22 protein-coding genes are annotated in these 21,295 nt (G+C 70.9%); 12 read left to right on the forward strand and 10 right to left on the reverse strand.

Going from position 1 to position 21,295, the window contains the following annotated elements; translation table 11 throughout:
- The first annotated feature begins 138 nt into the window (after positions 1-138).
- Positions 139-1,743 carry a diguanylate cyclase gene (locus AB0M02_RS28305; protein ID WP_364232007.1) on the forward strand — a complete coding sequence of 535 codons (1,605 nt, stop codon included), beginning with the start codon at positions 139-141 and terminating at the stop codon, positions 1,741-1,743.
- Between the two features lie 64 nt (positions 1,744-1,807).
- Here the strand turns inward: AB0M02_RS28305 and AB0M02_RS28310 are convergent, their stop codons facing one another.
- Positions 1,808-2,929, reverse strand: coding sequence for a 5-methyltetrahydropteroyltriglutamate--homocysteine S-methyltransferase (locus tag AB0M02_RS28310; protein WP_364232009.1), 1,122 nt, complete (start codon positions 2,927-2,929; stop codon positions 1,808-1,810).
- 85 nt (positions 2,930-3,014) lie between these two features.
- Between AB0M02_RS28310 and AB0M02_RS28315 the strand changes: the two genes are divergently transcribed.
- Positions 3,015-3,545 (forward strand): hypothetical protein, encoded by a 531-nt coding sequence (locus AB0M02_RS28315; RefSeq protein ID WP_364232012.1) that lies wholly within the window; start codon positions 3,015-3,017, stop codon positions 3,543-3,545.
- On the opposite strand, the gene AB0M02_RS28320 is transcribed toward AB0M02_RS28315, so the two are convergent.
- Genes AB0M02_RS28320 through AB0M02_RS28345 form a run of 6 tightly spaced genes read right to left on the reverse strand, consistent with a single transcriptional unit; the run spans position 3,482 to position 9,462 of the window.
- Positions 3,482-4,732, reverse strand: a complete 1,251-nt coding sequence (locus AB0M02_RS28320) for a family 1 glycosylhydrolase (RefSeq protein WP_364232015.1) — start codon at positions 4,730-4,732, stop codon at positions 3,482-3,484. The two genes, AB0M02_RS28315 and AB0M02_RS28320, sit on opposite strands and share 64 nt — an antisense overlap.
- Positions 4,719-5,873 carry an alpha/beta fold hydrolase gene (locus AB0M02_RS28325; protein WP_364232018.1) on the reverse strand — a complete coding sequence of 385 codons (1,155 nt, stop codon included), beginning with the start codon at positions 5,871-5,873 and terminating at the stop codon, positions 4,719-4,721. The genes AB0M02_RS28320 and AB0M02_RS28325 overlap by 14 nt, the downstream gene beginning before the upstream one ends.
- A gap of 9 nt (positions 5,874-5,882) precedes the next feature.
- Positions 5,883-6,830, reverse strand: coding sequence for a VOC family protein (locus AB0M02_RS28330; protein ID WP_364232021.1), 948 nt, complete (start codon positions 6,828-6,830; stop codon positions 5,883-5,885).
- Between the two features lie 21 nt (positions 6,831-6,851).
- Positions 6,852-8,186, reverse strand: coding sequence for an aldehyde dehydrogenase family protein (locus tag AB0M02_RS28335; RefSeq protein WP_364232024.1), 1,335 nt, complete (start codon positions 8,184-8,186; stop codon positions 6,852-6,854).
- Positions 8,186-9,166 carry a fumarylacetoacetate hydrolase family protein gene (locus AB0M02_RS28340; RefSeq protein ID WP_364232027.1) on the reverse strand — a complete coding sequence of 327 codons (981 nt, stop codon included), beginning with the start codon at positions 9,164-9,166 and terminating at the stop codon, positions 8,186-8,188. Before AB0M02_RS28340 ends, AB0M02_RS28335 begins: the two co-directional genes overlap by 1 nt.
- 5 nt (positions 9,167-9,171) lie before the next feature.
- Positions 9,172-9,462: a putative quinol monooxygenase gene (locus AB0M02_RS28345; RefSeq protein WP_364232029.1), complete on the reverse strand. Its 291-nt coding sequence runs from the start codon at positions 9,460-9,462 to the stop codon at positions 9,172-9,174.
- 180 nt (positions 9,463-9,642) lie between these two features.
- Here AB0M02_RS28345 and AB0M02_RS28350 point away from each other — a divergent pair, with 180 nt between their 5' ends.
- Genes AB0M02_RS28350 through AB0M02_RS28365 form a run of 4 tightly spaced genes read left to right on the forward strand, consistent with a single transcriptional unit; the run spans position 9,643 to position 13,584 of the window.
- A complete protein-coding gene (locus AB0M02_RS28350; protein WP_364232031.1) occupies positions 9,643-10,629 on the forward strand; it encodes a sugar ABC transporter substrate-binding protein in 987 nt (328 codons plus the stop codon).
- Between the two features lie 2 nt (positions 10,630-10,631).
- On the forward strand, positions 10,632-11,678 hold the full coding sequence (locus AB0M02_RS28355) for an ABC transporter permease (protein ID WP_364232034.1): 1,047 nt from the start codon (positions 10,632-10,634) through the stop codon (positions 11,676-11,678).
- A 1-nt stretch (position 11,679) separates the two neighbouring features.
- Complete coding sequence (locus tag AB0M02_RS28360) at positions 11,680-12,465, forward strand: ATP-binding cassette domain-containing protein (protein WP_364232036.1); 786 nt, start codon at positions 11,680-11,682, stop codon at positions 12,463-12,465.
- A gap of 3 nt (positions 12,466-12,468) precedes the next feature.
- The gene (locus tag AB0M02_RS28365) at positions 12,469-13,584 is read left to right on the forward strand and encodes an FAD-dependent monooxygenase (protein WP_364232039.1); all 1,116 of its coding nucleotides are present in this window, start codon (positions 12,469-12,471) and stop codon (positions 13,582-13,584) included.
- On the opposite strand, the gene AB0M02_RS28370 is transcribed toward AB0M02_RS28365, so the two are convergent.
- On the reverse strand, positions 13,544-14,488 hold the full coding sequence (locus AB0M02_RS28370) for a LysR family transcriptional regulator (RefSeq protein ID WP_364232042.1): 945 nt from the start codon (positions 14,486-14,488) through the stop codon (positions 13,544-13,546). The genes AB0M02_RS28365 and AB0M02_RS28370 overlap by 41 nt on opposite strands.
- Positions 14,489-14,520: 32 nt before the next feature.
- Here AB0M02_RS28370 and AB0M02_RS28375 point away from each other — a divergent pair, with 32 nt between their 5' ends.
- Positions 14,521-15,453 (forward strand): LysR family transcriptional regulator, encoded by a 933-nt coding sequence (locus AB0M02_RS28375; RefSeq protein WP_364232045.1) that lies wholly within the window; start codon positions 14,521-14,523, stop codon positions 15,451-15,453.
- Here AB0M02_RS28375 and AB0M02_RS28380 read toward each other — a convergent pair.
- The gene (locus AB0M02_RS28380) at positions 15,417-16,628 is read right to left on the reverse strand and encodes a multidrug effflux MFS transporter (protein ID WP_364232047.1); all 1,212 of its coding nucleotides are present in this window, start codon (positions 16,626-16,628) and stop codon (positions 15,417-15,419) included. The two genes, AB0M02_RS28375 and AB0M02_RS28380, sit on opposite strands and share 37 nt — an antisense overlap.
- A 100-nt stretch (positions 16,629-16,728) precedes the next feature.
- On the opposite strand from AB0M02_RS28380, the gene AB0M02_RS28385 reads away from it, so the two are divergent.
- The 5 genes from AB0M02_RS28385 to AB0M02_RS28405 are packed head-to-tail and all read left to right on the forward strand — an operon-like array spanning position 16,729 to position 20,281.
- The gene (locus AB0M02_RS28385) at positions 16,729-17,691 is read left to right on the forward strand and encodes an MBL fold metallo-hydrolase (RefSeq protein WP_364232050.1); all 963 of its coding nucleotides are present in this window, start codon (positions 16,729-16,731) and stop codon (positions 17,689-17,691) included.
- Positions 17,688-18,221: a cupin domain-containing protein gene (locus AB0M02_RS28390; RefSeq protein ID WP_364232053.1), complete on the forward strand. Its 534-nt coding sequence runs from the start codon at positions 17,688-17,690 to the stop codon at positions 18,219-18,221. The genes AB0M02_RS28385 and AB0M02_RS28390 overlap by 4 nt, the downstream gene beginning before the upstream one ends.
- A gap of 9 nt (positions 18,222-18,230) precedes the next feature.
- Positions 18,231-18,893, forward strand: coding sequence for a maleylpyruvate isomerase family mycothiol-dependent enzyme (locus tag AB0M02_RS28395; protein WP_364232056.1), 663 nt, complete (start codon positions 18,231-18,233; stop codon positions 18,891-18,893).
- A gap of 34 nt (positions 18,894-18,927) precedes the next feature.
- Positions 18,928-19,536, forward strand: a complete 609-nt coding sequence (locus AB0M02_RS28400; protein WP_364232059.1) for a M23 family metallopeptidase — start codon at positions 18,928-18,930, stop codon at positions 19,534-19,536.
- A gap of 4 nt (positions 19,537-19,540) precedes the next feature.
- Positions 19,541-20,281, forward strand: coding sequence for an alpha/beta hydrolase-fold protein (locus AB0M02_RS28405; RefSeq protein ID WP_364232061.1), 741 nt, complete (start codon positions 19,541-19,543; stop codon positions 20,279-20,281).
- A gap of 11 nt (positions 20,282-20,292) precedes the next feature.
- On the opposite strand, the gene AB0M02_RS28410 is transcribed toward AB0M02_RS28405, so the two are convergent.
- Positions 20,293-21,201 (reverse strand): hypothetical protein, encoded by a 909-nt coding sequence (locus AB0M02_RS28410; protein ID WP_364232064.1) that lies wholly within the window; start codon positions 21,199-21,201, stop codon positions 20,293-20,295.
- Between the last annotated feature and the right edge of the window lie 94 nt (positions 21,202-21,295).

A 21,295-nucleotide genomic window follows, 5' to 3' on the forward strand; every position in this document is an offset into this window, starting at 1 on the left:
TTCTGCCTTGGGGAGACGGGCGGGTGGTGCGCCCGACCGTAGCGAGAAAGTGACGTTTGTCGATACATCCCAGGCGGTGCCTCTCGCCGGGGTGATGGTTTTCCTGGGGATCCCGGCCGGCCCGCCGATGAGGGATCCGTGGTTGATCAGACTTCTGCGACACCGGCGGACCGCGACGCGGCACTCGAGGCTCTCCTGGCCGAACATCCCGGCGCGATCGTCGGCGCGACGACGTCCCTGGGCCTGTTCGTGCCCCTGCCCGACGAGATGCTGAGCCTCGGCCTGCGCTCGATCCAGGGCGGCTCGTCCGCGCTCTCGCTGATCGTCCCGGACGATCACACGAAGGTGGCGGAGGCGTGGATCGGCCACAGCACGCGGGGCTGGGCGAGCACCACGGTGCGGCCGCTGACCATGCCGGACCAGGAGATCGGCCTGCACTTCGTCGACACCACCCACCGGTTCGGCGTGGTCACCGTCCTGATCAGCGGGCTGGCCCACCTGAGCGGCGGCGGGCTGGACTACGAGCGGCCCCGGCCGCGGATGGTCACCATGCGCAAGGACCAGGTCGCGAAGGTCATCGACGCCGACCCGGCGATCGGGCTGGTGCTGGGCTGGGAGGCGGCGGACCTCATCGGCAACAGCACCCTCGATCTGGTCCACCCCGACGACCGCGGCCGTGCGGTGAAGAGCTGGATGGACCTGATGGGCGCACCGGCGGGAGAGGCCCGGCGGGTACGCCTGCGCCATCTGCACCGCGACGGCGAGGTGATCTGGTTCGAGATCACCAACCACAACCGCCTCGAGGGCGACGACCCGCACGTGCTCGCCGAGATGCTCGACATCACCGACGAGATGGCCGCCCAGGAGGCTCTGCGCGCGAGCGAGCAGCTGCTGCGACGGCTCGCCGAGACGCTTCCGCTGGGCGTGGTGCAGATCGACACCACGGGCCACGTGGTCTACCGCAACACCCGGTACGCGCACGCCGCCGGCCAGACCGGCGGCGACAGCATCACCGACGTGCTCCGCCTCGTGGTGCCCGCCGACCGCCCGATGGTCGAGGAGGCCCTCGCGGCCGTGCTCGGCACCGGCGACGACACCGACATCGAGTACGGGTACCGCCACGAGGTGCGCGGTCTGCGCCGGATCAGCGCGAGCCTGCGCGCGCTCACCGACGACGCCGGCGCGGTGACCGGGGCGATCATCTGCTTCACCGACGTGACCGAGGACGTCCGGCTCCGCGAGCAGCTGCGGCAGCAGGCCACGTACGACACGCTGACCGGCTGCCACAACCGCGCGGCCACTCTTGAGGCGCTGGAGGACCGCGCCGCCGCCGGCCGTGGCGTCGCCGTCATCTTCCTGGACCTCAACGAGTTCAAGCAGGTCAACGACCGCCTCGGCCACTTCGCCGGCGACCAGCTGCTGATCCACGTGGCCGGCCGCCTGCGCACCGCGGTACGCCACGACGACGTGGTGGGCCGCCTCGGCGGCGACGAGTTCGTGGTCATCTGCCGCGACGTCCCGGACGCCGGCCACGCCCGCCGGATCGGCGAGACGATGGTCGAGGCCCTCGCCAACGGCGGCCTCGAACTGGCCGGCGAGTGGGTCCAGCCCGCCGCCAGCATCGGCGCCGCCTGGTCCCGCGGCCTCTCCGACCCGGATGCCCTGATAGCCCGCGCCGACGCCGCCATGTACACCGCCAAGAAGGCCCGCACCGGCCGCCTCGCCCTGGTCATGGCCGAATGACCGGGACAGCCGCGTGCCAGACCCCTTCGGGAGCGGAATCAGGGCGCTGACGCACGGCTCACCGTCAGCCCCAGATCTCCTCGGCCGTCTCGACGATCAGGGCGAGCTTCGCCACCTCCTCGTCATACGTGAGGACGTTGCCCTCGACCGTCGAGGAGAAGCCGCACTGGGGTGACAGGCACAGCTGGTCGAGGGGTACGTACTTCGACGCCTCCTCGACGCGCCGCTTCAGCGTGTCCTTCGACTCCAGCTCGCCGCGCTTGGTGGTCACCAGCCCCAGGACCACCATCTTCCCCGGCGGGACGAAACGCAGCGGGGCGAAGCCGCCCGAGCGCTCGTCGTCGTACTCCAGGAAGAAGCCGTCGACGGCCAGCTCGCTGAAGAGGGCCTCGGCGACGAAGTCGTACCCGCCCTCGGCCGCCCACGACGAGCGGAAGTTGCCCCGGCACATGTGCGTCGTGACGCTCAGCCCGGCCGGCCGGTCGCCGATGGCCGCGTTGATCTGCCTGATGTAGCGCAGGTGCTGATGTTCCGCGTCGTCGCCGCGCGAGGTGAGCAGCGCCCGCTGCGCCGGGTCGTTCAGGTACGCGAGACTCGTGTCGTCGAGCTGCAGATACCGGCAGCCCAGGTCATAGACCCGGCGGGCCTGCTCGGCGTACGCGGCACTCAGGTCGGCCCAGAACTCCTCCTCGTCCGGATAGACAGCAGGGTCGATGGCCGCGCGCCCGCCCCGGTAGTGGACCATGCTCGGCGACGGGATGGTGAGTTTCGCGGTCACGTCCGCGTCGACCAGGCCGGCGAGATAGCTGAAGTCGTCACCGAAGATGGTCTCCGTGAGCCGGACCGGTTCGTCGATGGCGAGAGCGGCCGATTCGAAGTCGAGTTCGCCGCCGGCGTTGCGGAAGTGGACCTGGATCTTCTCGTCGGTGGGATGAATGCCGCCGAGGCGGTAGATGAAGTCCATGTGCCATGAGGTACGGCGGAACTCACCGTCGGTGGCAGAACGCAGGCCGACGTCGCGCTGCATCCGGACCACGTCGCGGATGGCCGAGTCCTCGGCGGCGCGCAGCTGCGAGGCGGTGATGTCGCCGGCGGCGAAGCCCGCGCGGGCCTCGAGCAGGGCCGCCGGGCGCAGCAGGCTGCCGACGTGGTCGGCGCGGAACGGAGGAAGGTCGCGGAGCGTCATTGCTGGTTGGCCCCCTTCGGATCAAACAGATCGACTGTTGCCGATTATCCCTTTCCGGGGCCGTCCAGCGTGGTTGAGTCATCGGGTGAAAATTCTGCGGGCGGCCCTGGCCGCCGTGTGTGTGCTGGCCGGGAGCGCGGCTCCCGCGCGGGCCGCTGGAAAGCCTGATCCGCTCACCGACGCCCAGCGCGAGGTGCTGCTGGAGGCGACGACGAAGTTCCGTGACGTGAAGAAGGCGATCAAGGCGGGGTACGTGCCGACCGAGGACTGCGTGCCCGGCATGGGACTCCACTACGTGCACCCGATGCTGGCGGCGGACCGGGACATCGATCCGGTGCTGCCGGAGATCCTGGTGTACGCGCCACCGGGCAAGGGCAAGAAGCCGCAGCTCGTGGCGCTGGAGTACTTCCGGGCGGACGCCGACCAGAACGTGAAGACCGACCAGGACCGGCCGACCCTGTTCGGGCACGGCTTCGACGGCCCGATGGAGGGTCACCCGGTCCCGGCCGGCGTGCCACCGATGCCGGTGCACTACGACCTGCACGTGTGGATCTACGAGGACAACGAAGACGGTGAGCTGGCGGACCTGAACCCCGAGATCACCTGCGAACGGTAGACGCCGGCGCTGGGCTTCGGAGTGCGGGCGAACGTCTCCCGGTCCACGGTGTGCAGGCCGAGCTGGTGCCCGTACCCGAAGATCCATTCGAAGTTGTCGAGAAGCGTCCAGTGCAGATATCCGAGGACCGGGACGTCCACCTCGCGGAGGGCGTCCAGGGCCGGCGGCAGGAACTCGGCGCGGATGCGGTCGTCGGGCGTGGAGATGCCGTGCTCGGTGACCAGCACCGGCACACCGGTCTCGGCGTGCACGTAGCGGACGGCACCGGCGAGCGAGAGCGGTTCGACCCCGCTGCCCATCTGGTTGCGCGGCACGCCGGGCGGGGGCGGGACGGCGCCGTCACCGTCGTAGTGCAGCCTCTCGTAGTTCTGGACGCCCACGAAGTCGTCCTCGCGGGCCAGGCGCAGCCACCGCTCGTACACCTCTGATCTTTTGCGGTCCCGCACGCTCGCGTCGTCGCCGACCACGACGTCGTCGGCGACGGCCAGGGAGAGCCCCACCGGCAGGCCGGGGCGGCGGGCCTTGATCGCGGCACGTGCGGCGCGGTGGCCGGCCTCCATGCCGTCGGCCATCGCGTCCATCTCCTCCGGGAGCATGACGTTCGCGGCGCGGTAGCGGGTCACTCCGGCTGCGGCGCCGGCGGCTTCGAGCGTGGCACGTTCCAGATCGCGTACGAAAGAAGGCAGTTCCATCCAGGTCAGGAGCCGCGCCAGATTGGGCTCGTTGAACGTGATCGCGGCGGTGATCCGGTCCCCGAACCTGGCCGTGACCCGGTCGCAGTAGCGGGCGAACACGTCCGGCGCACCCGGATCCAGCCACCCGCCGCGGCTCGCGAACCAGTGCGGCGACGTGAAGTGGTTGTAGGTGACGACTGGCGCGAGTCCCAGCGAGAGGCAGTAGTCGGCGATCGCCTCGTAGTGGTCCAGCTCCGACGAGTCGAACACGCCCGGTTGCGGCTCGACGCGGGCCCACTCCACGGAGAAGCGGTACGCGTTGAGTCCCATCCCGGCCGCGAGGTCGACGTCCTCCCGCCAGCGGTTGTAGCTGTCGCACGCCGGCCCGGACGGCTCCTTGAAGACGGTCGGGGTGACGTTCTCCAGGAACCACGTGTCGCTGTTGACGTTGTCGCCCTCGGTCTGATGCCCGGCGCCGGAGACGCCCCAGAGGAAGTGCTCAGGAAAGCTCACGAAGGGTGTCCTCGATCCAGTCCGCGGTGTAGGCGGCCACGTGCGGCAGGTGGTCCAGCCCGCAGTGCTCGGTGGCGCCCTCGTCGGGGGTGAACAGGCGGAGGTCCTTCTTCGGCGCGTTCACGGCCTGCTCGAAGGACTGGTGTGCGTACGCCACGCTGATCTGCCGGTCATTGGTGCCGTGGGTGATCAGCAGCGGACAGGTGATCTGCTCGACGATGCCGTTGAGGTTGACCCGCGAGGCCTTGGCGATGAACGTGTCGAGATCGGACTCGCCCCAGACCCACAGGACGTGCTCCCAGTAGTGCGGCACCGGGTTCTCGCCCTCACGCTCGAGGCGCTTGATCTGCACCTCGCCCCAGTTGTGGTTGGCGCCCCACGCCACGGCCAGCGCCAGGCGTTTCTCGAACGCGGCGGCGCGCGGCACGTAGTAACCGCCGAGCGACCAGCCGACCAGTCCGATCCGGTCAGAGCGCACGTCGTCGCGGGCGGAGAGGTAATCGACGGCGGCCCGCGCCCAGTCCTCGGTCTCCACCCGGCTGGTCAGCCCCTGCAGCCGCAACGCCTCCCCCGAGCCCGGGCAGTCCATCTGCAGCACCGAGATGCCACGGGCGGCCATCTCCTTGGGCCAGCCCGAGGTATACATGTGCTCCTTGGTGGAGTCCAGGCCGTTCCACATGATCATCGTGGGGACCGGCGAACCATCCGGCGAGGCGTTGGTGAGGTACGCCGGAAGCGTCGTCCCTTCGAACGGGACCTCCACCCGGGTGGTCGCCGGGTCGATCAGCTCAAAGGACTTCTCCATCAGTTCGAGCAGGTGGCGGTAAGTGGGAATGCGCTCCGGAGAGGAGTTGCTCAGCATCCGCTCGGCCTGGCACAGGTACGCGGCCGCCCGGAAGTACCTCTGCCCAGCGGTGCGCCGGTGTCCCGCCTTCTCCGCCTCGATCGCCTGCTGCTCGATCTGGTCGGCGACCCGCCGCCACGACGCCATGAACTCGCCGGTGCCGACGTCCGAGCCCTGCTGGGCGAGCTCGCGGATCGGGCGGCAGGCGCGGTCGACCTCGTCGATGGTCCCGCCCGAGTTGAGCGTCGCCACCACGCCGAGGTTCCAGATGTAGTTGCCGGGAAAGTACTCGAACATCGCCGGCCCCTAGACCGGCGGCGCGACGAAGAGGCCGCGGTCCGGCTCGTTGAAGCTGTCCTTGGCGATGATCTCGCTCATCGGGTCGGCGGTGCCCCACTGGTCCTGCGTGTTGGGGTCGGCGATGTCGTAGAGCGTCGGGTGCCACTGGTCGGTCTCGAGCCGCTCCAGCTCGGTGGTGTACTCCATCGTGTTGCCGCTCGGGTCGAGGAAGTACGTGAAGGTGTTGTTGCCGGCGAGGTGGCGGCCCGGGCCCCAGATCTTCTTGATGCCGGCGCGCATGACCCGGCCGGTGCCGCGCATGTACTCGTCGAGGCCGCGCATCTCGAACGAGACGTGGTGCACCGAGGTGTGCGGGCCGCGGGCGATCGCCAGGCTGTGGTGCCAGTCGTTGCACCGCATGAAGTGCATCATCTCGCCCATGTGCGCGCTCCACAGCGTGTCGGACAGCTTGAAGCCGAGGTACTTCTCGTACCAGTCCTTGGTGGCCGTGGGGTCGTTGGAGTTCATCACGGCGTGCGAGATGCGTACCGGGATCGCCTCGCCCTCCTCGATGGCCCGGTGCTGCCGGGTCTCGACACCGGTGGAGACCTCGATCGTGCGCCCGTCGACGTCGAAGAACCGGAAGCCGTAACCACCGCCGGCGGTCTGCAGCCTGCCCGGCTGGCCGACCAGCTGGACGCCCTCGGAGCCGAGCTTCGCGGCGAGCGCGTCGACGGCCGCCGGGTCGGTTGCGCCGAACGCGATCAGGTCGAGGCGCTTCTCGCCTGCCTTGCGCAGCCGGATGATGTACTGCTCCGGCGAGCCCTCGGCGGCCAGGTAGGACAGGTCGCCGTCGGTGCCGACCTCGGTCAGCCCCCAGGTGTCGCGGTAGAAGGCCCGCTGTGTCCCGTAGTCGGGCACGGCCAGGTCGACGTGCCGCAGATGGGTGATCCCGTGGACGTTGAGGTGGTCCATTACCTTTCCTTTCCGAAGTTCCTAGGAGACCGCGACGGTCCGCACGTTGGTGAACTCGCGTACGCCCTCGGCCGACAGCTCGCGGCCGTGACCGCTGCGGCCGACGCCGCCGAACGGCAGCCGCGGGTCGGAGGCGACCGGCGCGTTGACGAACAGCGCCCCGGAGCGGATCCGCCGCCCGACGGCGAGCGCGTGCTCCGGCTCGCCCCAGACCGAGCAGCCGAGCCCGTACGCGGTGTCGTTGGCCAGGCCGACGGCGTGCTCGTCGTCGCGGGCGCGGACGACGGCCGCGACCGGGCCGAAGGTCTCCTCGGTGAACACGGCCATGCCGGGGGTGACATGGTCGAGGACGGCCGGCTCGACGTGGAAACCGGGCCCGTCCACGGCCCGGCCGCCGGTGAGCAGCCGGGCTCCGGCGGCGACGCTGTCGCCGATCTGCCGGATCAGGGTGTCGCGCAGGTCGGCGCGGGCCAGCGGGCCGATCTCCAGCCGCCCGACCTCGCCGAGCAGCGCGGCGACGAACTGCTCGGCGACCGCGTCGACGACGATGAAGCGCTTGGCGGAGACGCAGCTCTGGCCGGCGTTGCCGTACCGGGACCGGGCGGCGGCCGCCGCGGCGGCGGGCACGTCGGCGTCACCGAGCACGACGAACGGGTCGGAGCCGCCCAGTTCCAGGACGGTCTTCTTCAGCGACTCCCCCGCGACCCGGGCGACCGCCGCACCGGCACGCTCGCTGCCGGTCAGCGTGACCGCGGCGATCCGCGGGTCGGCGACGATTCGCCGAGCCGTCTCGGCAACCTCGCCGGCGGGGATCACCAGCGAGCGGAACAGTCCGGCGGGCGCGCCCGCGTCGGTGAACAGGCGCTCGATCGCCAGGGCGCAGCCGGTGACGTCGGGACTGTGCTTGAGCAGCGCGGCGTTGCCGCCGGCCAGGGCCGCGCAGGCGAACCGGAGCACCTGCCAGAACGGGAAGTTCCACGGCATCACCGCGAAGATCACGCCGAGGGGCTCGTAGGACACCCAGGAGCGCGAGGCGCCGGCCTCGATCGGCCGGTCGGCGAGCCATCCGGGTGCCAGGTCGGCGACGACCTCGCAGTTCCAGGCGCACTTGTCGATCTCGGCGAGCGACTCCGCGAGCGGCTTGCCCATCTCGGCGGTGATCAGGGCCGCGTACTCGTCGCGGCGCTCGGTCAGCAGCTTCCCGGCCGCGCGAAGCAGCGCCAGGCGATCCTCCAGAGGAACCGGGCCGACCTTTGCGGCCGCGGCCAGCGCCTGCTCGATCTCGGCGGCCGTGTGGGCCGGATAGCGGCTGAGTTCCCGGCCGGTGGACGGATCCCGGGTGGAGACGAACGACATCACACCTCCTCCCGGATCCGGCGGCGGGCCGGCACGATCTCCGGCACGGTCTCGGTACCGGCGACGACGCGGTTGCGGATCGTCCCGAGCCGCTCGATGGTCATCTCCACGACGTCGCCGGCCCGCAGCGGCCGCGGGGTCAGCGAGCCGTTGCGGCCCCACGCCTCCGCGAGCGAGCCGGACCCGCAGGTGCCGGACGCGAGCACCTCGCCGCGTTTGACCCAGGAGGCGCGGGACGCGTACGAGACCAGATGCTCGAACGACCAGCCCATGTGCCCGGACCGGTCCGACCCGGTGACCTCGCCGTTGACCCTCACGGTCATCTTGAGGTCCAGGAAACCGTCGCCGTCGCGGCACGAGTCCAGCTCGTCCGCGGTGACCACCCAGGGCCCGATCGTGGTGGCGAAGTCCTTGCCCTTGGACGGGCCGAGCTTCAGCTTCATCTCCCGGCCCTGCACGTCGCGGGCGGACCAGTCGTTCATCACGCAGTACCCGCCGATCGCCGAGCGGGCCTTCGCCGGGTCGACGTTGCGCACGTCGCGGCAGATGATCGCGGCCATCTCCAGCTCGTAGTCGAACCGCTCGGTGTCCGGCGCGATCGCCACGTCGTCGAACGGTCCGGTGACCGCGTGCGGCGCCATGAACAGGAACGACGGCGCGGCGTACCACTCCGGCGGCGGGCCCGGGTTGCCGTGCCCGCGCTCCATGCCGTCCACGTGCGCCTCGAAGGTGAGGAAGTCGCGCATCGCCACCGGGTAGACCGGGGGCAGCAGCCGGACCTGCTCGGGCCGCAGCCCGTCGCCGCGGGCGGCACCGTCGGCCGCCGCCTCCCGTTCGTCGCGGTCCGCGGCGAGCAGCTCGACCAGATCGGTGCCGGCCGGGAAGGGGTGCAGCCACCAGTTCGGCCCGTCCCCCACGACCAGGCCGACCCGGCGCGTCCCCTCCGGTTCGCCGATCAGGCGAAAAGCCGCCAGTCTCATCGACGTCAGCCGATCGTGGTGTAGAAGGCGCGCTCACGCTTGGCGAGGACCGGGATGGCCTGGCCGAGCGCCCACTTGGCGAAGTGCTCGGACGCGCCGTGCGCGGCATACGCCTCCTCGTCGTGGTAGATCTCGAACAGGCGGAAGACGCTCGGCTCGGCGGGGTCCTGGTACGCCTGGTAGAAGACGTTGCCCGGCTCCTCACGCGACGGCGGGGTCAGCTTCTCGATCGCGTCGAGGACGACCGCCTCCTGGCCGGGCTCGGCGGTCCACGTGGCGCTGACGACGTAAGCCATGGAAATGTCCTCCTTGTTAGTGACGACCTCACGCTAGGTGCGCACCGGCTGACCGGGGAAAGCCCGGACGGCGATGCCTGGCATCACCGCGACGAGGGTTCCGCCGCCACGGAGTCCCGTGTTCCCTGTGACCCAGCACACGTTTGTTAACGGCTGTCGCTCAAGGCCCCAGGAGTTGACATGGATTCGAAAAAATACGGTCGTGCCGCCGCCCTGACAGTCGGCAGCCTTCTTCTCGTCACCGCGTGCAGCTCCGGCGGCACCCAGCCCGCCGACGGCAGCGCCGCCGCCGGCTCCGGTGAGTCCTCCAAGACCATCGTTTTCTCCCCGCTCGGCCTCAAGATCCCCGCCATGAAGAACCTCTCCGAGGGTGTGAAGGGCTACGGCGGCAGCAAGGGGTACGAGGTCCTCGTCCAGGACCCCAACCTCGACCCGCAGAAGCAGCTCACCGACCTGAAGAGCGTCATCGAGTCCGGCCGCGCCGGCGGCGCTTGGGTGATCGCGGTCCAGCCGGCGGCGCTCTCCGACCTGGTGAAGACCGCCCAGGAGAAGAAGGTCCCGCTGCTGCTCAACGGCGTTCCTGAGGACTACGGCCTGTCCGGCATGCAGCCGGGCGTCACGTTCGACAAGATCGATTACGCCGAGCAGGGGAAGGCCGTCGGCGAGCAGCTGGGCAAGTGCGTCAACGAGAAGCTGGGCGGCACCGCCGAGGTCATCTTCATGGTGTCGCAGGCCGGCACCGCCGGTAAGGAGGAGCTGGAGAAGGCGCAGAAGGAGGCCCTCGCGGCCACCGCGCCGGGCGCCAGAATCGTCACCGAGGTGATCACCACCGACCGGGCCAAGGCGCAGACCGACGTCAGCAGCGCGCTGCAGGGCAACCCGAACGCCAAGGCGGTGCTCGCGGTCAACGACGAGGCCGCGCTCGGTTCGCTCGGCGCGTACGCGGCGGCCGGCAAGGAGCTGACCTGCGTGACCGAGGCGGGCGGCAACGACGAGGTGCTCAAGGCGGTCAAGGACGGCAAGATCTACGCCTCGGTCGTGCTGCAGTTCGAGGCCGACATGGTCCAGTCGTTCGACAACCTGACCGCGATGATGGCGGACCCGACGCAGCCCGGTAAGCAGATCGTCGTGCCCCAGAAGGTGATGACCGCGGGAAGTGGGCAGTGACGGTGACCGCGTCCCCTCTGGAGAAGGCGGAAACACCGGTACCCACCGGCCATGACATGCCGCGCGGTGTCGCCGCGCTGGTCTTCGTCCGCGACCGAGGCATCTTCGTGCTGTGGGGCCTGATCATCCTGGCGTTCTCGTTCTGGTGCGCGCCCTACTTCGCGACCCTGGACAACGCGCTGCTGATCGCGAACGCCGCGGCGCTCACCGCGATCTTCGCGGCCGGTGTCGGCTTCGGCGTGATGACCGGCGTGCTCGACCTGTCGCTGCCGGGCACCGCCGCGTTCGCCGCCTGCGTCACCGGCTGGCTGATCACCAACGGTCAGCCGGTCTGGCTGGGCCTGATCGCCGGACTGGCCTGCGGCGTACTCGTCGGCCTGGTCAACGGGCTGATCGCGCTGCGCGGCTTCAACCCCATCATCGTCACCATCGGTACGCTCTCCGCGCTCTCCGGCCTGGCCGCCGTGATCGCCGGCGGCTACACCTTCCCCGGCCTGACCGGCCTGGAGTTCATGGGCACCCACCGCTACCTGGGCGTGCCCGCCCCGGTCTACATCGTCGGCCTGCTGTTCGGAGTCGGCACGGTCTTCCTGACCCGCACCCGCGACGGCATCCGGCTGATGGCCGTCGGCGGCAACGCCGAGGCGGTCCGCCGCTCCGGCATCCACAGCGACCGCTACAAGGTGCTCGGCTTCGTCATCTCCGGCCTCTGCGCGGCGCTCGGCGGCCTGGTCACCACGGCGATCACCACCGAGGCGACGCCCGAGGCGAGCCCGAGCATCATCTTCAACGCGCTGACCGCCGTCGCCCTGGCCGGCGTCGCGCTGACCGGCGGGCGCGGCAGTCTCCCCCGCGTGCTGGTCGGCGCCCTGATCCTGGCCACCATCTCCAACGGCCTCACCATCCGCGGCATCCAGCCGTACTGGGCCACCGTCACCACCGGCCTGCTGCTGCTCGGCTCCCTGCTGCTGGAGCGGGTCGTGCAGGTCAGCGTCTCGAACCGGCTGATGGCCAGCGCCAACCTCTCGGTGCACAGAAAGCAGGTCTGACATGGCACCCGCGCTCGAACTGAGCGGCATCGACATGCACTACGGATACGTCCGTGCCCTCTCCGGCATCGACTTCCACGTCGACGCCGGTGAGGTGGTGGGCCTGCTCGGTGACAACGGCGCCGGCAAGTCGACGCTGCTGAAGGTGATGTCCGGGGCGCACCGGCCCAGCGGCGGAACGATCCGGGTGCACGGCCGGGAGGTGCAGTTCCACTCGCCCAGCGACTCGGCGGGCGCCGGGATCCAGATGGTGTACCAGGACCTGGCCCTCGTCGACCCGCAGGACATCGCCACCAACCTCAACATCGGGCGGGAGATCCTGCGGCGCGGCCCGCTGGGCTGGCTCGGGTTCGTCGATCGCAAGGCGATGCGCAAGCGGTCCGAGGCGGAGCTGGACCGGCTTGGCGTACGGACCGCGCCGATGACCCGGCCGGTCGAGATGCTCTCCGGCGGTCAGCGGCAGGTGGTCGCGCTGGCCCGCGGCGCCATCCGGGTCACCGGCGACGCCAACGGGGTGCTGCTGCTGGACGAGCCGACCGCGGCCCTCGGGTACGAGCAGACCAAGCAGGTGGAGGCGCTGATCCGGCGGATGGCCGGCCAGGGCGTCGCCATCGTGCTGGTCACCCACAACCTGCCACTGTGCTACGAGGTCGCCGACCGGGTCGTCGTCCTCAACCGTGGCAGCAAGGTCGCCGATGTGGCCGTGGCCGGCACCGAGCCGGACCACATCGTCGGGTGGATCACCGGCGCCCGCCCCTCCCAGTTCGCCACAGCTGCTAAGGAGTAGTCCATGAGAGTCCTCGTTGTCGGCGGCGGCATCACCGGCGGCGTCCTCGCCCTCGCGCTGGCACAGAACAACGTCGAGGTCGTCGTCGCCGAACTCAGGGAGACCCTCGGCGGGGTGGGCCACGGCATCACGCTGCAGGGCAACGCGCTCAAGGCGTTCCACGCGGTCGGCGTCTACGACGAGCTCGCCGAGCACGGCTTCGCCTTCGACAAGCTGCGCATGTTCCGGGCCGACGGCGTCCAGCTCATGGAGATGCCCGCACCGCCGATGGGCGGCGACGCGGTGCCGCCGACCATGGGCGCGCTCCGCGCCGACCTCGCCGGCATCCTGGCGCGGCGGGTCCGCGAGGCGGGCGTCGACGTGCGCCTGGGCACCACGGTCACGGCGATCGACGACCGCGGCGACGAGGTCGTGGCCACCCTCTCCGACGGCTCCACCGAGACCGTCGACCTGGTGGTCGGCGCCGACGGCATCCGCTCGGCGGTCCGCTCGATGATCGGCATCGACGTGCAGCCGAAGCCGGTCGGCATGGGCATCTGGCGGGTGGTCGCGCGGCGGCCGGCGGCGATGGACAGCTCCGGCGTCTACTACGGCGGCCCGAAGTTCAAGGCCGGCTACACCCCGATCTCCGACGAGCTCTGCTACGCGTTCCTGCTGGAGGAGAACCTCGACCGCGCCTACGTCGGCGAGCACCCCAACGGCAAGATCCTCAAAGAGCACGGGCAAGGGTACGGAGGAGTCTGGGGCGAGGTCCGCGACAGCCTCGCCGACGACGCGATCGTCAACTACCAGTACATCGAGGCGATCCTGATCGAGGGGCCGTGGCACCGCGGCCGGACCGTCGTGATCGGCGACGCCGCGCACGCGTGCCCGCCGCTGATCGCTCAGGGCGCGGCCATGTGCGCCGAGGACGCGGTGGTCCTGGCCGAGATGCTGACCTCGGGCGCCCCGGTCGACGCGGTGCTGCCGGCGTTCCACGCCCGGCGCATCCCCCGCGTCAAGATGGTCCTCGACAACAGCCTTCAACTGGCCGAGTGGGAGATCCACCCGGACACTCCCGGCGCGGACCCGGGCCGCATCATGGGCCAGACGCTGGGGGCTCTGTGCGCTCCGGCGTGAGCATCCCCGCCAGCTCGTCGAGGCGGGCGAAGAGCCAGCGGTGCGCGGGATCACCGAGCCGGTCCCGCGCGTACCAGTAGCCCTCGGCCAGCACCACCTCGCCGAACGGCGGCTCGATCATGGTGACCGGCCCGTCCGCCGACATGTGCAGGCGGGCCAGGCGCTCGGGCACCACGGCCACCATGGTGGTGCCCTCGATGACGAACGCGAGCGGCAGGAACCCGGTCACCTGGAGGGCGATGTGCGGGTGGATGCTGAACTCGCCGAGGACCCGGTCCACCGGTGTCAGGATGCCGGGACCGAACGTGGCGGCGGCGTGCGGCAGCTCGGCGAGGTCGTCGAGGGTGAGTCCACCGGCGGCCAGCCGTGGATGGTGGCGGTCGGCGATCAGCACCATCCGGTCGCGCCACAGCGGCCGGCTCTCGCCGGGGAAGCCGAACCCGAGCGGTGCGATCAGCGCGTCGTGCTCCAGCAGGGTGCGCTCGGAGGTACGCGCCTTCGGGCCGATCCGGTCGATGACGAGCCGGACACCGGGCGCCGCGGCGCGCAGCAACCGGACCAGCGGCTCGTGCAGGACGGCCACCGCGTAGTCGCTCATCGCCAGGCGGAACGTGCGCTCGCTGGTGGCGGGGTCGAACCGGTTCTCCAGGTCGAGGGCGCGGGCCATCAGGCGTACCGACCGCTGCACCTCGGGAAGCAGATCGCGGGCGAACGGCGTCAGCTCGTAGTCGCGGCCCGCGCGGACCAGCAGCTCGTCGTCGAAGCGGCGGCGCAGCTTGGCCAGGGCGGCGCTCATCGCCGGCTGGCCCACCTCGAGGCGGGCGCCGGCGCGGGTCACGTTGCCCTCCTCCAGCAGGACGCGCAGAAAGAGCAGCAGGTTGAGATCGGTACCGCCGAGCGTCATCAGCGCGCCTCCTCGTACCGGACACTAAAGCAGTGAAGGAACGCCTGCGCGAGGTCGACGCGAACCTGCTGCTGTCGCTGCACGCGCTGCTGGAGGAGCGCAACCTCACCCACGCCGGCGAGCGGATGACGATGAGCCAGTCCGCGATGAGCAGCGCGCTCACCCGGCTGCGCCGGCACTTCGGCGACGAACTGCTGGTCCGCTCCGGGCGCGGCTTCGACCTGAGCCCGCTCGCCGAGCGGCTGCGCCCGGCGGTTGCCGAGGCGGTGGACGCGGCCGAGGCGCTGCTCGGCACGCAGCGGGAGTTCGACGCGGCGTCCAGCACCCGCCGGTTCGGCGTGAGCATGTCCGAGTACGCGATGACCGTCCTCGCCGAGCCCCTGATCCGCCTGATGGCCGAGCGGGCGCCGGGATGCTCGGTCGCCCTGGACACCCTCGACGCCCACGGCGCGCAGCTGGAGACACAGCTCCTGCGCCGTGACCTGATCATCGGCCCGCTCGGCTACGACTTCCCCGGCCAGACCCAGCCGATCTTCACCGATCACCTGGTCTGCATCGTCGCCCGCGGCAACCCCCGGCTCTCCGGTGGCGCGCTGAGCCTGGACGATCTGGCCGCCATGCCGCACGCGGTCGCCGCGTTCACCGCCGCGGGTGAGCAGAAGCGCCCCCTGGAGATCGAGCTGGAACAGCGTGGTCTCGGCGACCGTACCGTCCTGGTCCAGGTCACCAGCCTGCTGACGCTGCCGTTCGCGGTCGGCGGCACCGAGATGTGCGCGTTCGTGCCGTCCCGGCTGGCCCGCCGCTGCCTCGCGATCCTGGATCTGGTGATCGCGGAGACGCCGCTGACGCCGGTCGGCATCATCGAGGCGGCGCACTGGCAGGCCGGGCGGGACAAGGACTCCGGGGTGGCGTGGCTGCGCAAGCTGCTCTACGACGTGGCCGTGGCGGTCGAGGACGAGGACTGACGTGACGCGGCCAGACCACCGCCGAGGGAACAGAGCGCCATGACCAGCGCCGGGACCGTCGCCGAGCCCGAACCGCCGAGGCCCACCAGCGGCGACACCAGGGCGCCGACGGCGAACTGGCAGAAGCCCAGGATCGCGCTGCCGGTGCCGGCCACCGCGCGCACCGGTTCCATGGCCAGCGCCGCCGAGTTGCCCATGATCCCGCCGTTGCAGGTCACCGCTGCGAAGATGACGACGGCGAAGGTCCACGGGGGCGCTCCGGATACGGCCAGCGCCAGGAACAGGACGGTCGAGGCGACCTGGACGGCCACGCACCACAGGATCATGAGCGCCGGGTGGAAGCGGCTGACCAGGCGACCGGCGACCGCGCCGGCGGTGATCAGGCCGGCCGCGTTCACCCCGAAGGCCAGGCCGTACTCGATCTCCGACAACCCCATGACGTCCTGGTAGAGGAAGGGCGACGCCGCAATGTAGGCCATCATCACCCCGAACGAGAGAGCGAACACGGCCACCGGCGGCCAGAAGCCACGCGCGGAGGCGACAGCTCGGGCCGGCGACATTTCGGAAATGTCGCCCGTAACCCCTGGCGGGGATTTTTCGGAAATGTCGCCCAGTCGGGTTTCGGGCACCACGAGGACGACGCCGACGACCATCAGGGCGCAGAGGAGCGCGACGACCCACAGCATCCCCCGCCATCCGACCGGTCCCGAGAGCAGGCCGCCCACCAGCGGCGCCAGGACCGGGGCCACGCCGCCGACGGTGACCAGCAGCGTGAACGCGCGGGCGGCGGCCCGGCCCTCGACGAGGTCCGAGATCACCGCGCGGCCGATCACCATCCCCGCCGCGCCGGCGAATCCCTGGACGAACCGGGCTCCCACCAGCACGCTCAGCGACGGCGCCACGGCGCACACCACTCCCGCCAGCGCACACAGAGCGGTGCCGGCGATCAGTGGCGCGCGTCTGCCGTACCGATCAGAGAGGGGGCCCATCGCCAGCTGGCCCAGCGCAAGCCCCACCAGGAAGGTGGTCAGCGTCAGCTGGACGCCGCTCGCGTTCGCGCCCAGTTCGGCGCCGATCGCGGGGAATCCGGGCAGGTAGAGGTCGGTCGCCACCGGCGCCACCGCCGTCAGCGACGCCAGCACGATCAACAGCGGCCACGTCACCGTCGCAGTCAATCGTTGATCATGCGGAAACCGGAACGGCCGATCTGCGCATGCCAGCGATCGCCGACGGCGATGGTGGAACCGGTTGTGCGGCGCACCCGCGGATGACCCAATGGACACAGACGAGCCGAAGGAGACTTCCGACGTGACCTGGGACGACGGCACCCCCTACGTGGACCGCCTCGCGGACGGCATCCACGCGTACGTGCAGCCCGACGGCGGCTGGATGGTGAACAACTGCGGCGTGATCGTCGACGGCGGTGGCGCCGCGGTGCTGGTGGACACCACGTCCACCGAGCGGCGCAACCGTGCCGTGCTCGCCGAGGTCGCCAAGGTCAGCACCGGGGCGCCGCGGGCGGTGGTCAACACGCACCACCACCCTGATCACACGTACGGTAATGGCTTTCTGCCCGCGGAGACCCTGGTCATCGGACACGACAGGTGCCGCGACGAGGTTCTGGCCGCCGGTCTGGAGGCCACCAAGGTGATCACCGCGCCGGACTACGGCGACCTGGTCCTGCGCCCGCCGAACATCACGTTCTCCGACCGGATGACGATGCACCTGGACGGCTTCCCGGTCGAGCTGCAGCACGTCGGCCGGGCGCACACCTCCAACGACGTCGTGGTCTGGCTTCCCGAACAGCGCGTGCTGTTCGCGGGCGACCTGGCCTTCGCGGGCGGTCAGCCGTTCCTCCTCGAGGGGTCGGTCGCCGGTTTCCGCAGGGCCATCGCCCACATGCGAGCGCTCGCGCCCGAGGTGCTGGCGCCCGGTCACGGCCCGGTCTGCCGCGGCGACGAGGTGGGCACGCTGCTCGACGACCTGGACGGCTATGTCGCGTACGTGGCCGAGGTGGCGGCGGTCTCCTACCAGGAGGGTCTCGAACCCCTGGAGGCGGCGGTCAAGCACCGGGACAACCCGTACCAGGGCTGGGCGGAGACCGAGCGGTTCGTCGGCAACCTGCATCGCGCGTACTCCGAGCTGGCCGGCAACCCGATCGACACCCGCCTCACCGTGCCGTCCGTCTGGCCCGACATGGTGAAGTTCCACGGCGGGCCGATCGCGTGCCACGCGTGAGCACCCCGCGCCGGGTCGTCACCGGTCACACGCCCGGCGGCGTCTCGGTCGTCGTCTCCGACGGCCCGGTGCCGGTCAGCCGCGAACTGCCCGCCGACGGCGTCACCTTCCACGAGATCTGGAACACGTCGGGCGCCCCGGCACGCATCCTCGCCACCGAGCCCGCAGAACCCACCGAGCACACCCTCGCCGTCCCTCCCCCACCGCACGGCACCAAAATCCGCATCAACGAGTTCCGGCCCGGCCACCTCGACTCCCGCGGCCTCCAGTCGCCGGTCCACCGCACCGCCTCGATCGACTACGGCATCGTCCTGGAGGGCGAGATCACGCTGATCCTGGACGACTCCGAGGTGACCCTGCGCGCCGGCGACGTCGTGGTCCAGCGCGGCACCGACCACGCCTGGGCGAATCGGGGCGAGGTCACCGCGCGTGTCGTCTTCGTCCTCGTGGACGGCGAGTTCGACCCGGCACTGGCGGCCACCCTGCCGGACGGGCTGGACGGCCTTATGCACGGAGGGCCACGGGATTAGGGTCCTTCCGTGGACCATCTCGCGCTGCTGCGGCAGGAACTCTCGACGTTCGCGGGTTACGTCGACCGGGACCTGAGTGTCCCGGTCGAGCATTGCGAAGGCTGGACATTGAGGGACCTGGTCGTGCATCTGGGTGAGGGGAACCTCTGGGCCGCGACGGCGGTGACCGAGATGCGGGGTGACCACCGGCCGGCGCCACCGCCGGAAGAGCTCGGCGCTTGGTTCGACAGCTCCTCTCGTACCCTCGTGAAAGCGCTCGAAGCCGACGCCGCCTCCCCTGCCTGGACCTTCGCGGAGCCGCGGACCGTCGCTTTCTGGCGGCGCAGGCGCTGGCTGGAGACCGTGATCCATCGCTGGGACGCGGAGAACGCGCTGGGGCTGCCCGCTCAGCTGGACCCCGCGCAGAGTGCCGACGGCGTCGCCGAGGTGATCGAGATGTTCGTGCCGCGCCAGGTCCGCAAGGGCCGGTGCGCGCCGCTGCCGGCGGCTGTCCGCTTCACCGCGTCCGACCTGGGCGTCTCCTGGTTGCTCGGCCCCGGCGAGCCGGTCGCCACGCTGACCGGGACGGCGCCGGAGATCTTCCTGGCCCTGTGGGGGCGTGCGCCCTGGAGCGCGCTCTCCGGTGACCACGACGCGGCCCGGGACGTCGTGCGCGGTCCGCTGGTGCCATGAGGCGGCGGTTGCCCCGGCTTGTCACCATCGCACGGTGACCCGCCGCGCCACCCTCGCCATCGTCCTCGCTGTCGCCGTCCTGGCCGTCGGGGCGTTCGTGGTGATTCCGCGGGTGCTGCCGCCGGGGCCGCGGCCCGCCTTCCAGCTGCCGGTGGCCTGCGGGGAGACGTGGATCCTCGGGACGTATCCGGGGCACGACGACTACGACATCGACTTCTTCCCGGCGAAGGGTTCGGCGTGGGGACGGCCGATTCTGGCGTCGTTCGGCGGGACGGTGATCGAGGCGGGGGTCAACGGCACGCTGGGCGAACGGACCCCGCAGAACCCGAAGGGGCGGCGCGGCAGCGGGGCGGGTTACTGGGTGAAGATCGATCATGGTGGGCGGTGGGACACGCAGTACCTGCACATGCTCGAGCCGCCGCTGGTCGAGGTCGGCGATGAGGTGGTGACGGGACAGCAGCTGGGGCGGGTGGGCTCGACCGGCAAGTCGGGGGCGCCGCACCTGCACTACGAGCAGCGGGCCGCGCGGCGGAAGGTGGAGGCACACTTCGACGGCGAGGCCGCCGGGATCACCACCGACGACCGGGAGTACTCGGTGCGCCGCAAGTCCCGCAACTGCGCGGGTCCCGCCGCGTCAGAATGACGGCATGCGGCACTACACGGCGGATCTGGAGTCACCGGACGGCACCCGCGGCACGCTCGCCGCGTACGGGCACTACGGACGGCCGGTGCTGGTCTTTCCGAGCGAGGGCGGATATGCGCGCGAGTTCGCTGATCGCGGCATGGTGGCGGCGGTCGGGGACCTGGTCGAGGCGGGGCGCGTCAAGTTCTACTGCGCCGACTCGTTCGACGGGGGGACCTGGTCGGCGGCCGGCCTGCCGCTGGAGGAACGCGCGCGGCGGCACGCGGCGTACGAGTCGTGGGTCGTCGACGCTGTCGTTCCGCACATCCGGGCGGACTGCGGCGGTGCTGCTGAGATCGTGACCGCCGGGTGCTCGCTGGGGGCGTTCCACGCGCTGAACTTCGCGTTCAAGCGGGCTGACCTGTTCCCGCTGGCGCTCTGCTTCTCGGGCAACTACGACCCGACGACGTGGGGCGGATGGGGTGAGCCGGGGGACGCGGTCTACTTCAACAACCCCGCGGCGTACGTCGCCAACCTGCACGGCGACCACCTCGAGTGGCTGCGGGCGCGGCTGTCGATCCTGCTCGTGTGCGGGCAGGGGCAGTGGGAGGACACCACCGGCGCGCTGGAGTCGACGCGGCGGATGGGCGAGTTGCTGACTGCCAGGGGCGTACGCCATGAACTCGACCTCTGGGGTCACGACGTTCCGCATGACTGGCAGTCGTGGCGCGCGCAACTCGCCCACCACCTACCCCGGTTCTGCTGATCCTTTCGGGATCAGCCCTCGGTGACGGTCTCGCAGTCGGCGGTAGTGCCGCCGGCCAGGCTCAGCCGGCAGGTGTCACCGGCAGTGGTCCGGTTCGCGCCGCCGTTCAGCGCGTCCGGGCCGTCGAACTCGCTCTGGCCACCCTCGAGGTAGTCGTCGCCGCCGAGACCCGCGATGGTGTCCTGGCCGCTGCTGCCGATCAGCGAGTTGTCGCTGTTGTTGCCGGTCAGCACGTCGTCGGCGATGGTGCCGGTGACGTCCTCGACGCGCAGCAGCGAGTCGCCCTCGCCCGGCTCGCCGTCGTCCCCGCGAGCGTTGTCGAGGTCCACGACGATGCCGGTCGACCGCTCGGAGTAGAAGGCCTCGTCGCGCCCGGCACCACCGTCGTGCACGTCCGCGCCGAGCCCGCCGATCAGGTCGTCGTCGCCACCGCCGGCCAGCAGCAGGTCGTCGCCGTCGTTGCCGTACAGCACGTCGTCGCCGGCGCCGCCGTCGAGCAGGTCGGCGCCCGGGCCGCCGAAGAGCTGGTCGTTGCCCGCCCCGCCGGATGCGGAGAGCGCGAAGCCGGTGCCGTTGCCGACCGAGTCCGCGCCGTCGCGGAGGTTGACGACCAGGGCCGACGCGGTGGCCGGTCCGCCGAGGTCACAGGTGACCTGGGTGGCGTCGCCGTCGACCGGCGCGCAGCCCGCCCCGGCGGTGATGGCGACGTCGTCGTCGAACGTCACGACCAGCCCCTGCGCGAAGATGCTCAGGTTGTTGACCTGCCCCGGCGCGGCGTCGAAGCGGACGCTGCCCGGGGCGACCACGGTGGCGGTCGCGGTCGCGGCGGCCTGTGCCGGCAGCGCGGTGAACGCGAGACCGGCGGCGGTCACCGTGGCGATGCCACCGGCGACCCTGGTGATGCGATTGAACTCGAACATTCAGTCCCCGTGTGCTCAACTGCCACGCATCGGACGCGCAGCACGTGATCACCATGAATATCCGAAAACCACTCACCCCGCGACCCCACCCCGT

The sequence above is a fragment of the Actinoplanes sp. NPDC051861 genome, assembly GCF_040681145.1.
GTDB lineage: Bacteria > Actinomycetota > Actinomycetes > Mycobacteriales > Micromonosporaceae > Actinoplanes.

Excerpts from the sequence above, each read along its gene's own strand:
- AB0M02_RS28360 (WP_364232036.1), top strand. The coding sequence starts at position 11,680 with ATGGCACCCGCGCTCGAACTGAGCGGCATCGACATGCACTACGGATAC.
- AB0M02_RS28410 (WP_364232064.1), bottom strand. The coding sequence starts at position 21,201 with ATGTTCGAGTTCAATCGCATCACCAGGGTCGCCGGTGGCATCGCCACG.
- AB0M02_RS28325 (WP_364232018.1), bottom strand. The coding sequence starts at position 5,873 with ATGTTCGAGTACTTTCCCGGCAACTACATCTGGAACCTCGGCGTGGTG.
- AB0M02_RS28370 (WP_364232042.1), bottom strand. The coding sequence starts at position 14,488 with ATGACGCTCGGCGGTACCGATCTCAACCTGCTGCTCTTTCTGCGCGTC.
- AB0M02_RS28310 (WP_364232009.1), bottom strand. The coding sequence starts at position 2,929 with ATGACGCTCCGCGACCTTCCTCCGTTCCGCGCCGACCACGTCGGCAGC.
- AB0M02_RS28340 (WP_364232027.1), bottom strand. The coding sequence starts at position 9,166 with ATGAGACTGGCGGCTTTTCGCCTGATCGGCGAACCGGAGGGGACGCGC.
- AB0M02_RS28345 (WP_364232029.1), bottom strand. The coding sequence starts at position 9,462 with ATGGCTTACGTCGTCAGCGCCACGTGGACCGCCGAGCCCGGCCAGGAG.
- AB0M02_RS28330 (WP_364232021.1), bottom strand. The coding sequence starts at position 6,830 with ATGGACCACCTCAACGTCCACGGGATCACCCATCTGCGGCACGTCGAC.
- AB0M02_RS28385 (WP_364232050.1), top strand. The coding sequence starts at position 16,729 with ATGGACACAGACGAGCCGAAGGAGACTTCCGACGTGACCTGGGACGAC.
- AB0M02_RS28405 (WP_364232061.1), top strand. The coding sequence starts at position 19,541 with ATGCGGCACTACACGGCGGATCTGGAGTCACCGGACGGCACCCGCGGC.
- AB0M02_RS28365 (WP_364232039.1), top strand. The coding sequence starts at position 12,469 with ATGAGAGTCCTCGTTGTCGGCGGCGGCATCACCGGCGGCGTCCTCGCC.
- AB0M02_RS28335 (WP_364232024.1), bottom strand. The coding sequence starts at position 8,186 with ATGTCGTTCGTCTCCACCCGGGATCCGTCCACCGGCCGGGAACTCAGC.
- AB0M02_RS28350 (WP_364232031.1), top strand. The coding sequence starts at position 9,643 with ATGGATTCGAAAAAATACGGTCGTGCCGCCGCCCTGACAGTCGGCAGC.